13 protein-coding genes are annotated in these 12371 nt (G+C 66.1%); 4 read left to right on the forward strand and 9 right to left on the reverse strand.

Features of this window, described 5'->3' with window-relative positions:
• Positions 1 to 18: 18 nt before the first annotated feature.
• Positions 19 to 1200, reverse strand: coding sequence for a TauD/TfdA family dioxygenase (locus tag A9O65_RS05790; RefSeq protein WP_064701595.1), 1182 nt, complete (start codon positions 1198 to 1200; stop codon positions 19 to 21).
• A gap of 125 nt (positions 1201 to 1325) precedes the next feature.
• On the opposite strand from A9O65_RS05790, the gene A9O65_RS05795 reads away from it, so the two are divergent.
• The 3 genes from A9O65_RS05795 (at position 1326) to A9O65_RS05805 (ending at position 3235) form a co-directional block, all read left to right on the forward strand.
• Entirely contained in the window at positions 1326 to 2198 is an 873-nt protein-coding gene (locus A9O65_RS05795; RefSeq protein WP_064700044.1) for a LysR substrate-binding domain-containing protein, read from the forward strand.
• 441 nt (positions 2199 to 2639) lie between these two features.
• The gene (locus tag A9O65_RS17335) at positions 2640 to 2798 is read left to right on the forward strand and encodes a hypothetical protein (protein ID WP_170862781.1); all 159 of its coding nucleotides are present in this window, start codon (positions 2640 to 2642) and stop codon (positions 2796 to 2798) included.
• Entirely contained in the window at positions 2795 to 3235 is a 441-nt protein-coding gene (locus tag A9O65_RS05805) for a DUF411 domain-containing protein (RefSeq protein WP_064700042.1), read from the forward strand. Before A9O65_RS17335 ends, A9O65_RS05805 begins: the two co-directional genes overlap by 4 nt.
• A 73-nt stretch (positions 3236 to 3308) precedes the next feature.
• Here the strand turns inward: A9O65_RS05805 and A9O65_RS05810 are convergent, their stop codons facing one another.
• The 7 genes from A9O65_RS05810 to glcD form a co-directional block, all read right to left on the reverse strand.
• On the reverse strand, positions 3309 to 4109 hold the full coding sequence (locus A9O65_RS05810; protein WP_064700041.1) for a M90 family metallopeptidase: 801 nt from the start codon (positions 4107 to 4109) through the stop codon (positions 3309 to 3311).
• A 4-nt stretch (positions 4110 to 4113) separates the two neighbouring features.
• Entirely contained in the window at positions 4114 to 5691 is a 1578-nt protein-coding gene (locus A9O65_RS05815) for a bifunctional GNAT family N-acetyltransferase/carbon-nitrogen hydrolase family protein (RefSeq protein WP_064701596.1), read from the reverse strand.
• Positions 5692 to 5882: 191 nt separating this feature from the next.
• On the reverse strand, positions 5883 to 6149 hold the full coding sequence (locus tag A9O65_RS05820) for a DksA/TraR family C4-type zinc finger protein (protein WP_064700039.1): 267 nt from the start codon (positions 6147 to 6149) through the stop codon (positions 5883 to 5885).
• Positions 6150 to 6219: 70 nt separating this feature from the next.
• Positions 6220 to 6621 (reverse strand): heme-binding protein, encoded by a 402-nt coding sequence (locus A9O65_RS05825; RefSeq protein ID WP_064700038.1) that lies wholly within the window; start codon positions 6619 to 6621, stop codon positions 6220 to 6222.
• A gap of 55 nt (positions 6622 to 6676) precedes the next feature.
• The gene (gene glcF / locus A9O65_RS05830) at positions 6677 to 7933 is read right to left on the reverse strand and encodes a glycolate oxidase subunit GlcF (RefSeq protein WP_064700037.1); all 1257 of its coding nucleotides are present in this window, start codon (positions 7931 to 7933) and stop codon (positions 6677 to 6679) included.
• Between the two features lies 1 nt (position 7934).
• Positions 7935 to 9029 carry a glycolate oxidase subunit GlcE gene (gene glcE, locus A9O65_RS05835; protein ID WP_064701597.1) on the reverse strand — a complete coding sequence of 365 codons (1095 nt, stop codon included), beginning with the start codon at positions 9027 to 9029 and terminating at the stop codon, positions 7935 to 7937.
• Positions 9030 to 9038: 9 nt separating this feature from the next.
• Entirely contained in the window at positions 9039 to 10538 is a 1500-nt protein-coding gene (glcD, locus tag A9O65_RS05840) for a glycolate oxidase subunit GlcD (protein ID WP_064701606.1), read from the reverse strand.
• Positions 10539 to 10971: 433 nt separating this feature from the next.
• Between glcD and A9O65_RS05845 the strand changes: the two genes are divergently transcribed.
• On the forward strand, positions 10972 to 11679 hold the full coding sequence (locus A9O65_RS05845; protein ID WP_064700034.1) for a glutathione S-transferase N-terminal domain-containing protein: 708 nt from the start codon (positions 10972 to 10974) through the stop codon (positions 11677 to 11679).
• Positions 11680 to 11693: 14 nt separating this feature from the next.
• Here the strand turns inward: A9O65_RS05845 and A9O65_RS05850 are convergent, their stop codons facing one another.
• On the reverse strand, positions 11694 to 12317 hold the full coding sequence (locus A9O65_RS05850; RefSeq protein ID WP_064700033.1) for a phosphoribosyltransferase: 624 nt from the start codon (positions 12315 to 12317) through the stop codon (positions 11694 to 11696).
• Positions 12318 to 12371 lie beyond the last annotated feature (54 nt).

Genomic DNA, 12371 nt, shown 5'->3' on the forward strand with positions numbered 1-12371 from the left:
GACGAAAGGAACGCGGCCTCAGGCGGAACGTGCCAGGACTCGCAGGCGAGACTCGAGCAGGTCGAGGTCGAGATAGGTGCCTTGCAGATGACGGCGCCCGCTGTTGGGGTTGAAGGCGTTGCGCCCATGGAGCACACGGCGATTGTCGAAGGCAATCATCTGACCGGGCAGGAGGGAGAATTCGAGGCGCTGGCGCGGGTCGTGCACCAGGTCCCAGAATTCGCGATAGGCGCGATACCAGGCGTCGGCCTGTTCCAGGGGCAGGCGCAGGGAGTCACGGATCCAGTTGTTGAAGCGTATCTCGAGCAACTGACCATTGTGATCCAGCGTGATGATGGGGGCACGCCAGGCGATGTCGTGTTCGTCGTCCTGGAAGCGAAAGTCGATCGGTGTCTCGCTGAGCAGGCGGAAGGCTTCCGGAGAACGCTCGCGCAGCGCCTCGGCGGCGGCGAAGCCATCGGTGAAGGTCGACTCGCCACCCTCGGCGTCGTTTTCCAGGCAGTACAGCAGCTGGATGTCCGGTGGCTGGCGCCAGTTGGGCAGGTCGGTGTGCAGCGGCAGGCCGATCGCCGTGTAGGCGGCGTTGTTGGGGTTGGGCTTGGAGCGCACGTCGAAGCGCGCACCGAAGTTGGTGGCGCGCAAGGGGCCGATGCGTTCGGCCAGGCGACTGACTTCTTCGTCGGCGAGGGGGCCGTCCTCGAGCAGTACCAGGCCATCGCGCAGCAACGCCGTCAGCCATTCGCGCTCGCCTGCGGCGCCATCCACGAAGTCACTGTGGGCGACGCGGGTCGGCTGGAAGCCTTCGGCCCAGGGGCGACGCGCGGGGACATGGTCGCCGCTCTCCTGGCCGGGGCGACGTTGCCGGAGCCAGCCGGCGTCGAAACGGCTGATGTGTCCATCGGCCCAGGTCAGCTCGAGGTTGCCGTCTTCGAGGCGAGCCTTGGGGGCCGTCTCGGGGAGCTCGAAGGGAATGTACAGGCGCTCTCGTGTCGCGGCATGGCGGCACTCACTGCAGAGGCAGTGGTCGCGCAGCCAGCTCAAGGGAAAGTGGGCCTGCTGACGGTCCTCCCAGGTCAGCGTCACTCGGGCGCCGCTGGTCAGGGCATCGATGAGGGAATAGCTGCCGCTGTGGTCGGCCAGCTCGCCCATGGGCCAGGCGAGGCGGGGTTGCTGGGGCCTGGACGGAGTGGCAGTCGTCATGGTTGCCTCCTGTGATGCGTGTGGCGCACAGGGTGGCGATTGCCTGGCGCGCTGACAAACGATTAATCTGACCCCTATGGCCAAATTCTGCTTATGTGTGACTTTTTCATGATGGGACACGCTGCATGACGGGATTACCTCCTCTGGGCTGGTTGCAGGCCTTCGAAGCCGCGGCGCGAACCCTTAGTTTCACCGCCGCCGGGCACGAACTGGGCGTGACCCAGGCGGCGGTCAGTCAACGCATTCGTCTGCTCGAGGATCGTCTTGGCCAGAAGTTGTTCGTACGCCACCCCCGCAGCCTGAGCCTGACGCCGGTCGGGCAGGCCTGGTTGCCTTCCATCCAGGATGCTTTCCTGCGTCTCGGCGAGGGTACCAGTGAGGTATTCGGTGGCGCGGGGGGCGACGCCCAGGTGACATTGCGCACTACCCCGGTGATTCAGCAGAACTGGCTGGCGCCGCGTCTGCCGGTTTTCCAGCGTGCCCATCCCGAGATTGCCGTGCGCCTGGTCAGTGCCATCTGGCCCGATGATTTCGGTCCCGAGGGCGCCGATATCGAGATCCGCTACGGGCGTGGCGACTGGCAGGGCGTGGAAGCGATCTCGCTCGGCGAGGAAGCCATGCTGCCGGCCTGTTCCCCGGCGCTGGCCGAGGATATCGCCGAGCCTGCCGACCTGGCGCGACATACCCTGCTGCATGCTGTCGGCTTTGCCGTGGGCTGGCCGACCTGGCTGGAACAGGCCGGCCAGCCGGGCCTGGAGTCGCGGTGTCCGTCATTGACCTGTGACAGCCAGGTCATGACCCTGGCGCTGGCCGGACAGGGCGGTGGCGTGGCCCTGACGCACCGCCGCTTGCTCGAGAAGCGCGATGACCTGGTGGCGCCGCTCGCCCTGGCGGTGCCCAGCGACGAAGGCTTCTGGCTGGTAAGACCGGCGCGACGACGGCCCCGTACCGAGGCGGCCAGGCTGTGGGAGTGGCTGGTGGGGCGCGTGTCGTCTTGAGTCGGAGGATGGCGGGTGGCAGGATAGCCGAGTTGCATGGGGACCATGCCTGCGGAATCTGACCATGATCGGGCTTGAGACGTTACGACATCGCATACCAGGGAGCCGCCTGCTGGCGCTGCTCCTCGTGCTGGTCGTGCTGAGCCCGAGCCTGGCGACGCCTGCCATGGCGGCATGTGCCTCGGACTGCCTCATGGCCCAGGCTGCCCCGAACGATGTCGATGACGAGCCGGGCTGTGTTGTCTGTTCCCCCGTGCCGACCCACGCCGTATTGCCGGACACGCGAACCGAACCGCTGGCCAGCGGTCCTGCGCCGGCAATGATCGATCATATTACCCCGCCTCCTCGTCGCCCTCCCAGAGCCTGACCGAACGACCGACCATTGCTCGGTGGCGCGTCTGCCGCCGATATGTTCAATGTACGTTCGTCGAGGGTCATGCCATGACGACCAACGAATGTTTTTCCATGATGGGTGCCATGGGCTGGCTGGGCTGGATAATGCCCCTTGCCGTCCTTGCGCTGCTTGGCCTGGGCATCGCGGCCCTGATCAAGTATCTCTTCATGCCCCGTTCCCAGTCCGACCGAGGAGTTCGCTCATGAACCGCCGAATCGCTTCCCTGATGCTGTCCACTGCACTGCTGGCAGGCCCTTCCTTAGCTCACGCCGCCTTGCCCGACGCGGCGACACTCTACAAGAACCCGCAGTGCGGCTGCTGTGATGACTATGCTCGGCATCTCGAGGAAATGGGCGTCGACGTGACCATCGTCGACGGTGCCGATTTGAACGAGATCAAGTCGGCCGCTGGTGTGCCATATGGTCTTGGGGCTTGCCATACCATCGAAATGGGCAGCTACTGGATCGAAGGACATGTGCCCATGGAGGCCCTGGAGGCGTTGTATGAGCAGCGTCCCGATGCCGATGGCATCGGTCTTGCCGGCATGCCGATCGGTACGCCTGGCATGCCTGGTCAGAAGCAGGGCGACTGGGATGTCTATCGGTTCACCGATGGCGAGTCCGCTCCCTTCATGACCTTGTAGGCGATTCGCAGAAGCTTCGGACACTGTCCTGACCACTGGTCGGGGCAGTGTTTTTCGTTGTGGCTGCAGTTCGTCAGTGGCGGTATTCGGAGGTCGGGTCCTGTCGGAAGTAGCGTGACAGCAGACCGTAGAGGGCCGGATAGGCCTCGTGCAGTATGCGGGGTGCGGTGAAGAAGTATTCGCAGGAGACCGCGAAGCATTCGCCGGGATGGCTGGCGGCGTAATCGTCGATGGGCGTGGCCTCGCCGTGTGCGAGCCGTGCCTGGAGATCGTCCCAGACGGCGGTGAAGATGCGGTGCCATTCCTGGGGATCCATGTCGCCCGAGAGCGGCGGAAAGCCGTCGGCATCCAGGGAATTGCCCATGTCCAGCTTGTGGGACAGCTCGTGGATCAGCACATTGAAGCCGTCCAGCCCGCCACTGGCCATCAGGTCCGGATAGGCGACCACCACCGGCCCCTGGTGTGAGGTCTCGCCGGCGCGCTCGTCGTCGTATTCGTGCATCACGCCGAATTCATCCATCTCTTCGACGCGACGCTGGAAGGCCTCGGGCAGGATCAGGATTTCATGCACCCCGGCCAGGGCATCGTGATGATCGCGTTCGCTCCAGCCCAGAGTGAGCAGGCAGGCCTGGGCGGCCAGGGCCAGGCGCGCGGGGGCGTCGAACTCGACATGCTGGGCCACCAGATCGGGATGCAGGCTCAGGCGCTTTTCGTGCAGGAAGCGCCAGGCCCGGTGGCCGAGCCGATCGGCCATGGCGTCGGGCAAGGCGGCGAGCAAGGGCAGCCTCGCCCGGGCCTCTCGCCAGTCATGTTCGGGAAAGGGATGGCGGGCCTCGAAGCGAGCGGCGCGCCAGCGGCGTAAGCGTTGCAGCACGGTGTCAGCCTTCCTCCACGCCGGTGCGGCCGCCGGATTTCCATGACCAGTCGCGCCAGCGAAGGTCGAAGAGATCCTTGCGCCGATCCTTGAGATTGGTGACCGAGCCCTCGTTGCGCACCACCTTCAGGCGGTTCAGGTCGAGATCGGAAAACATGATCATCTCGGTGTTGGGCGTGGTCTCGGCGAGCACCGCATCATGAGGAAACGAAAAGTCCGAGGGCGAGAAGACCGAGGACTGGGCGTACTGGATATCCAGGTTCTCGATGGATGGCACATTGCCCACGCTGCCGCACAGCACGACGTAGCATTCGTTCTCGATGGCCCGCGCCTGGGCGCAGTGGCGTACCCGCAGGTAACCGTTCTTGGTATCGGTCCAGAAGGGCACGAAGAGGATATCCATGTCCTGATCGGCGAGCAGGCGAGAGAGCTCGGGAAATTCCACGTCGTAGCAGATCTGGATGCCGACCCGGCCCGCATCGGTATCGAAGACCCGCAGCTCGTCGCCTCCCTCGACCACCCAGTCGCGTCGTTCCTGGGGCGTGATGTGCAACTTGGCCTGGCGCTCGATGGTGCCGTCGCGGTGGCAGAGGTAGGCGACGTTGTAGAGGTGGTCATCTTCGCCGGCCTCGATCATCGAGCCTGCCACGATGTTGATGTTGTAGGAGACCGCCATGCGTGACAGCTCGGTCCTGAAGCGCTCTGTAAAGCCGGCCAGGAAACGGATGGCGGCCAGCTGGTCCTGCTGGGCGGCGCGATCCTGCAGGCCCATCAACGGGGCGTTGAACAGCTCCGGGAAGACGGCGAAGTCACTCTGGTAGTCGGCCAGGGCGTCGACGAAATACTCCACCTGTTGCAGCACCGCTTCCACCGAGGCGAACTCGCGCATCTGCCATTGCACCGCACCGACGCGCACCTGGGTGCGGCGTGTCTCGAGCACGCGTTCTGCCGGCTCGAAGAGGATGTTGTTCCACTCCAGCAGCGTCGCGTAGCCCTGGGATTTCTCGTCCTCGGGCAGGTACTTGCGCAGCAGCCGCTTGACCTGGAAGTCGTTGGCCAACTGGAACGACAGGATGGGGTCGTGGATTTCCTTGCGGGCCACCTTGTCGATGTACTCGGTGGGCGACAGCTCGTCGGCGTACTGGTGATACTGGGGAATACGTCCGCCGGCGAGGATCGCCCGCAGGTTCATCGAGCGACACAACTCCTTGCGCGCCTCGTAGAGTCGCCGGCCCAGCCGGTAGCCGCGATAGGCCGGATGGATCAGCACATCGAGGCCATACATGGCGTCGCCTTCGGCGTCGTTGAGGATGATCTCGCGCTGGCCGATCAGGTCGTCGTACTGGTGAGGGTTGGAGAAGTCGTCATAGTCCACTCGCACCGTCAGGGCCACGCCGACCAGGCGGCCGTCGTCCTCGATGCCGATCTGGCCGTCCGGAAACTCCTCGATCAGGCGTTCCATGGTGTGTTCCGGCCAGGCACCGCCGAGATCGTCGTAGACGGCATCCATCAGCGTCTTGAGCTGGGGATAGTCGTCCGGCGTCAGGTTGCGCAGGTTGAGGTGGAGGTCGTCGAGAGACATGGCGCGTCCTTTCTCCTGTCGAGGCGGCGAAAGGGCAGTCTAGCATGCCTGGCGGCCCGCCCCGCCAGCGTCATGGCCGGCGCGTCGCGCGGGCCGTCCAGGGGCGGTGGGCCGTCTGGGGAGAGTGAGCCGGGAGGAGCGACCGCGCCCCTCTGCTGGAGGGACGGCGGTCTGACTCAGCGAACCAGGGCTCAGCGAAGCTGGCTGTCCTTGCTGCCGCGACGGTTGAAGCCGCTGGCGGCGCCGGCTCGCTTGTCGCGCTCGGCCTGGCAGTCGATGCACAGGCGCACGCCGGGAACCGCCGCCCGGCGTGCCTCGGGGATCGGCTCGTCGCATTCATGGCAGAAGCGCGCGCTTGCGCCCTGGGGAAGTGCCCGTCTGGCGCGTTCGAGCTCGTCGCGCACACTGTCGTCGATCTGCTGCTGCACATCGCCATCCTTCGACCAGCCGCCGGCCATCTCCGACCTCCCGAACGTCGTTGCTGCTTGTCTTCCAGCTTAGCGATTCGCTCGAGTGTCGACCAGAGCGTTACAGCACCGCCGCGATGCCGGCCTTTGCTACCTGGGCATCCTGGTCGGCCTTGACGCCGGAGACGCCGACGGCACCGATCGTCCGGCCGCCGACGACCACCGGCACACCGCCTTCGAGCAGCCCTTCCAGAGGGGCGGAAAGAAAGGCAGTGCGTCCTTCGTTGATCATGTTCTCGAAGAACTGGGTTTCCTTGTGGCTGAGCGCGGCGGTACGTGCCTTGCGGGCGCTGATCATGGCGGTCATCGGTGAGGCCCCGTCGAGGCGGCGTAGGCCGAGCAACTCGCCGCTGTCATCGGCCACGGCGACGGTGATGGTCCACTGGTTGGCTTCGGCCTCGCGCTGGGCGGCATCGAGGATAGTGTTGACCTCGGCGAGGCCGAGAACGGCTTTGGTCTCCATGAATCACTCCTTATGGTTGTGTCTGAGTTGAGCGTTGAGCGTTAAGCGTTGAGCGCTAAGGTGCCGCGGTGTTGGTGGCTCGGGTCAGTGCCTCGTCGACGAGTTCGATCCAGTGGCGCACCGGGGTTCGGTCGGCACCGGCGAGGTGGCTCTGGCAGCCGATGTTTGCCGTGGCGATGACATCCGGCTGGCCCTCCTCCAGGGCGTCGAGCTTGTTGTCGCGCAGTTGGGTGGCAAGGGTCGGTTGCGTGATGGAGTAGGTGCCGGCCGAACCGCAACAGAGATGGGCGTCGCGTACCGGTGTCAACGGGAAGCCGAGTCGGGCGAGAACCCCTTCGACGTGGCCGCCCAGCCGCTGGGCATGCTGCAGGGTGCAAGGGCAGTGGAAGGCGAGCCGCTCGCGGTTCGCGAGGGCCAGGTTGTCGAGCGGCTCGTCCTCGAGGATTTCTACCAGATCCTTGGCCCGCGCACTGACATGGGCGGCCTTGTCGGCGTAGGCCGGGTCGTCGGCGAGGAGGTCGCCATACTCCTTGACGAAGGCGCCGCAGCCGCTGGCGGTCTGGACGATGGCCTCGCAGCCGGCCTCGATATGCGGCCACCAGGCGTCGATATTGGCCCTTGCCCGGTCGCGCCCAGCCTCCTGGGCGTCGAGATGGAAGTCGACGGCGCCGCAGCAGCCGGCGTCGGGCGCCGCTGTCAGGCCGATGCCGAGCCGGTCGAGCACGCGCGCGGTGGCGGCATTGGTGTTGGGTGACAGGCTGGGCTGGACGCACCCTTCGAGGATCAGCATCTGGCGCTCGTGGTGTCGCCCTGCGGGGCGGACGCCGGCGTCCACCGGTGTGGCAGGCAGCTTCTGCCTGAGTGCATGAGGCGTCACCGGGCGGAAGGTCATGCCCAGCTTGAGCAGTGCCTTGAAGCGCCGGGGATCGACCAGCGCCTTGCGCAGACCGAAACGCAAGGCGCGCTCGCTGGCCTTGCGCGGCACACGGCGCTCGATCTCGGCGCGGCCGATGTCGAGCAGCTTGTGATATTCCACGCCGGAGGGGCAGGTGGTCTCGCAGTTGCGGCAGCTCAGGCAGCGGTCCAGGTGCAGCCGTGTCTCCTCGGTGGCCTGGTTGTCGTCGTCGCGGCTCTCCAGCAGCGTCTTCATCAGGTAGATGCGCCCGCGCGGGCCGTCGCGTTCGTCGCCCAGCAACTGGTAGGTGGGGCAGGTGGCGTTGCAGAAGCCGCAGTGCACGCAGGTGCGCAGGACCCGCTCCGCCTCGCGGAGATGCGGCTGTTCCAGGTCTTGCTCGGTGAAATGGGTCTGCATGTCAAAGCTCCGCGTAGAGTCGCCCGGGATTGAAGATGCCGTTGGGATCGAGCTCGGCCTTGAGCCGCCGGTGGTACTTGGCAAGCACCGGCGACAGAGGCGTGAAGGGGCTGCCGCGGCCGGTGGTCCAGCGCGTGGCGTGGCCCCCCAGGCGGACCGCCTCGTCATGTATTGTCTTGTCCGGGGCGGCACTGCGCAGCCAGCGTTGGGCGCCCGCCCAGTCGTGAAGCATGGCGGTCTCGTCGACGCCTTCCAGTTCGGGCGTGGGCGCCTGCTGGGGAAGCGAGAGCCGCCACAGCGGCCGCGGATCGTCCTGCCGAGTGAAGACGTCCAGACGTTGTTCCCGTAGCGTCGACCAGAAGGCGTCGTCCAGGGTGTCGCCGCCGAGGCATTTACGCGTGGCCTCGACCGAGCCGGGGCCACCTTCCAGGCGTAGATGCAGGGCGCCGTCGAACCAGGTGGCGGCGGTGATTGGCAGCGGCTGTCGGCCCCATTCGATGAGGCGGCGGCGAGCCTGGTCGAGTGGCATCTCGAGACGCAGGCTGTGTTGCGCCGCGGGTTTTGGCAGTACCTTCAGGGAGACCTCGGCGAGCAGGCCGAGGCAGCCCTGGGCGCCGACCATCAGCCGCGACAGGTCGTAGCCGGCCACGTTCTTCATCACTTCGCCTCCGAAGCGCAGGGATTCGCCGTGGCGGTCGATCAGGCGGATGCCCAGCACGAAGTCGCGTACGCTGCCGGCCCAGGGGCGTCGTGGCCCGGACAGGCCGGTAGCGACCATGCCGCCGACGGTGGCGGTGTCGCCGAAGTGGGGCGGCTCGAAGGGGAGCCGTTGCCCCTGTTCGTCGAGGCGAGCTTCCATCTCGGCCAGGGGCGTGCCGGCGCGTACCGAGACGATCAGTTCCACCGGGTCATAGTGGGTGATGCCGCGATGTTCGCGAGTGGAGAGGGGCTCGCCATCGACGGGCCGCCCATGGAAGGCCTTGGTGTCGCCGCCGACGATACGCAGCGGCGTGCCCTCGGCATCGGCGCGGCGGATGCGTTCGCCGAGCGCTTCGCTGATGTCCCGGTCCGGCAGGGAGTGATGCGGTGATGCCATGATGACTCCTCAGAAACGGGGCAGCTCGGGGTGCGGCAACTCGCCGTGATGCACGTGCATGGCGCCGAACTCGGCGCAGCGGGCCAGGGTGGGAATGTTCTTGCCCGGGTTGAGCAGGCCGACCGGGTCGAAGGCTGCCTTCACGGCGTGAAAGGTGGTCAGCTCGCCGGTCGGGAACTGGACGCACATCTGGTTGATCTTCTCGCGCCCCACACCGTGCTCGCCGGTGATCGAGCCGCCGGCGGCCACGCAGGCTTCCAGTATCCGGCCTCCCAGGGCCTCGGCACGTTCGAGTTCGCCTTCGCGGTTGGCATCGAACAGGATCAGCGGGTGCATGTTGCCGTCGCCGGCATGGAAGACGTTGGCGACCCGCAGTCCATACTCGGCGGAGAGCTCGGCAATGGTGCCGAGCACCTCGGGCAAGGCGCGGCGGGGGATGGTGCCGTCCATGCAGTAGTAGTCCGGCGAGATGCGTCCCACCGCCGGGAAGGCGTTCTTGCGTCCGGACCAGAACCGCGCGCGCTCTGCTTCGTCCCGGGCGAGCCGGATGTCGGTGGCGCCGGCATTCTCGAGCACGCGGCGTACCGTGCCGATGTCGTCGTCCACGTCGGCCTCCACGCCATCCAGCTCGCAGAGCAGGATCGCCTCGGCGTCCACCGGGTAGCCGGCGTGGACGAAGTCTTCAGCGGCACGGATGGCCAGGTTGTCCATCATTTCCAGGCCGCCGGGGACGATACCCGCGGCGATGATGTCGCCCACGGCCTGGCCGGCCTTGCCGACATCGTCGAAACTGGCCATCACCACCTTGGCGGTTTCCGGTTTCGGCAGCAGTTTCACGGTGACCTCGGTCACCACGCCGAGCATGCCTTCGGAGCCGTTGAACAGCGCGAGCAGGTCGAAGCCCGGGGCGTCCAGGGCCTCGCCGCCGAGCCGCATGCGCTCGCCCTCGAGGGTGACGATCTCCAGGGCGAGCACATTGTGCACCGTCAGGCCGTACTTCAGGCAGTGCACGCCGCCGGCGTTCTCGGCCACGTTGCCGCCGATGGAGCAGGCGATCTGCGACGACGGATCGGGCGCGTAGTAAAGGCCGTGCGGAGCTGCCGCCTCGGTGATGGCCAGGTTGCGAACGCCGGGCTGGACGCGGGCGATGCGCGCTTCTGGGTCTAGTTCCAGAATGCGCTGGAAGCGCGACATCACCAGCAGCACGCCGCGCTCCAGCGGCAGGGCACCGCCGGACAGCCCGGTGCCGGCGCCGCGCGTGACCACGGGAACACCAAGCTCGTGGCAACGGCGCATCAGGGTGACGACCTGCTCAAGATCACTGGGCAAGGCCACCAGCATGGGCAGCACGCGATAGGCGGCCAGACCGTCGCACTCGAAGGGACGCAGGTCCTCCTCGCGATGCAGCAGGGTCAGGGTCGGCAGGCTGGCTTGTAGCTCGGCGAGCACCTCCGCCTTGTCGCGGCGGGGCAGCTCGCCGTCGAGTCGCTCGTCGAAGAGGAGGTTCATGGCGGCTCCGGTGTCACGGAATGGCATCCACTGATCTCGATGCTAGGGAAAAGCGCATCATAAATCTATGGAATTATTTTCCGTTTTTTTGGTTGAATGGAGTGGATATCGCGACGACCGCCGTGTGCCGGTCGCCGCATGGCCCCGGCCGGCCAGGATGGCGCTTGCCGGGACGACCTACCACGATAGGCGCTGGCAGCCTCCTTGACGATTCATGGCGCATTGGTCTGACCAATCGATCCGGCATGACGGTCCGGCGTCATGCGATGTCTCCGCTCGGTAATTCAATGAGTTGGCCGGTGTGAAGTGCGTGACCTCGAGGCGGCGACACTCAAGTGGCTATACCAAAGCACAAGAGAGGAAAGACAATTGGCGAGTCAGGGGGCGGGCTGGCACTATCGAGTCTTTCCTTCATCGAACATGAGGAGTCGGCATGTCACGGGTGCTCTACGATCTCTGCGGTATCGACGAGGCGCTGCGTTTCTCTCCCTATTGCTGGCGGGTGCGCTATGCCCTGGCTCACAAGGGGCTCGATGTCGAAACACGCCCCTGGCGCTTCAGCGAGAAACAAGCCCTGGCCTTCGCCAACCATGACAAGGTTCCGGTGCTCGTCGACGGCGAGACGGTGGTGGCCGACAGCTACGAGATCCTTCGCTATCTGGATCGTGCCTATCCCGAGGCGCCTCTGTTGGGAGACAGCATGGCGGACGCGCGCGGGCGTTTCCTGGCGCATTATTCCGAGCGTTCCCTGGCGCCGGCGATACTGCGCATCATCATCATGGATCTGCTCAATGCCATTCACCCGGATGACCGGGAGTATTTCCGCGAGACCCGCGAGAAGCGCTTCGGCCGTAGCCTGGAGGAGGTGCATTCGCCGGTGAGGGGGCTGTCGCAGCTCGACACCGCCCTGGAACCGCTGCGCGCGCGGCTCGGGGAAGCGTCGTATCTCGATGGCGAGGTGCCGGGCGGGGCCGACTACATCGTCTTTGGCAAGTTCATGTGGGCGCGTTGTGTCTCCAGTGCCGACCTGGTCTCCAATGCCGATCCCGTCCATGCCTGGCTCGAGCGCATGCTCGATCTGTACGGCGGATTGGGTCGCCAGGCGACGCGGATTACGGATATCGAGGGCGCTTACCGCTGAAGCGCGAAGAGCTCTTATCCCGGCTGACTGCCCAGCAAGTGAATCACCTCATCGTCGTCGACCGGTGAGAAGTCGGCGTAGAACTGGCCGACGGCACGAAAGTGTGCCGGTGTCTCGGGGCAGATCACCTCGTCGGCAAGGCGCTCCAGGCGTGCCAGGGTCTCCGGCGGGGCCACGCCGAGGGCGGCGATCAGGCGTGCGGGGCCACGTGGCCGAAGGCTTTCCAGGGCGGTCGTCATGGTCGCTCCGGTGGCACTGCCGTCATCCACGACGACGACGAGACGCTCGGCCGGATCGATGGGCGCACGTACCGGCGTGTAACGCTGGCGGCGCTCTGCGATCAGCGCCCGCTGCCGCTCGATCTCCCGGGTGATCGCGGCTTCGCCGAAGCGATTGGCGCTGTCTTCCAGCCAGATGCGATCCCCTTCGCCAACCGCGCCGATGGCGAATTCCGGACTGCCCGGCGCGCCCAGCTTGCGCACCAGCACGACATCCAGTTCACCTTCCAGGATATCGGCGATGCGTCGTCCCATGGGCACGCCACCCCGGGGGATGGCGAGTATCAGCGGGTTCTGCCCCTTCAGGTGGGTGAGCCGCCGTGCCAGCGACTCGGCGGCTTCCAGTCGGTGACGGAACATCGCATCGTCCTCAATGCCGCTTGGCGTTCCGTCAGTATAGTGGTCCTGGCCCGA

Source organism: Halomonas caseinilytica, from assembly GCF_001662305.1.
In the GTDB taxonomy this organism is placed as follows: Bacteria; Pseudomonadota; Gammaproteobacteria; order Pseudomonadales; family Halomonadaceae; genus Halomonas; species Halomonas caseinilytica.

What these genes read in the sequence shown, in the direction of transcription:
- A9O65_RS05790 (WP_064701595.1), bottom strand. Translation starts at nt 1,200, where the DNA reads ATGACGACTGCCACTCCGTCCAGGCCCCAGCAACCCCGCCTCGCCTGG.
- glcE (WP_064701597.1), bottom strand. Translation starts at nt 9,029, where the DNA reads ATGGCATCACCGCATCACTCCCTGCCGGACCGGGACATCAGCGAAGCG.
- A9O65_RS05825 (WP_064700038.1), bottom strand. Translation starts at nt 6,621, where the DNA reads ATGGAGACCAAAGCCGTTCTCGGCCTCGCCGAGGTCAACACTATCCTC.
- A9O65_RS05805 (WP_064700042.1), top strand. Translation starts at nt 2,795, where the DNA reads ATGAACCGCCGAATCGCTTCCCTGATGCTGTCCACTGCACTGCTGGCA.
- A9O65_RS05845 (WP_064700034.1), top strand. Translation starts at nt 10,972, where the DNA reads ATGTCACGGGTGCTCTACGATCTCTGCGGTATCGACGAGGCGCTGCGT.
- A9O65_RS05850 (WP_064700033.1), bottom strand. Translation starts at nt 12,317, where the DNA reads ATGTTCCGTCACCGACTGGAAGCCGCCGAGTCGCTGGCACGGCGGCTC.
- A9O65_RS05815 (WP_064701596.1), bottom strand. Translation starts at nt 5,691, where the DNA reads ATGTCTCTCGACGACCTCCACCTCAACCTGCGCAACCTGACGCCGGAC.
- A9O65_RS05820 (WP_064700039.1), bottom strand. Translation starts at nt 6,149, where the DNA reads ATGGCCGGCGGCTGGTCGAAGGATGGCGATGTGCAGCAGCAGATCGAC.
- A9O65_RS05795 (WP_064700044.1), top strand. Translation starts at nt 1,326, where the DNA reads ATGACGGGATTACCTCCTCTGGGCTGGTTGCAGGCCTTCGAAGCCGCG.
- glcD (WP_064701606.1), bottom strand. Translation starts at nt 10,538, where the DNA reads ATGAACCTCCTCTTCGACGAGCGACTCGACGGCGAGCTGCCCCGCCGC.
- glcF (WP_064700037.1), bottom strand. Translation starts at nt 7,933, where the DNA reads ATGCAGACCCATTTCACCGAGCAAGACCTGGAACAGCCGCATCTCCGC.
- A9O65_RS17335 (WP_170862781.1), top strand. Translation starts at nt 2,640, where the DNA reads ATGACGACCAACGAATGTTTTTCCATGATGGGTGCCATGGGCTGGCTG.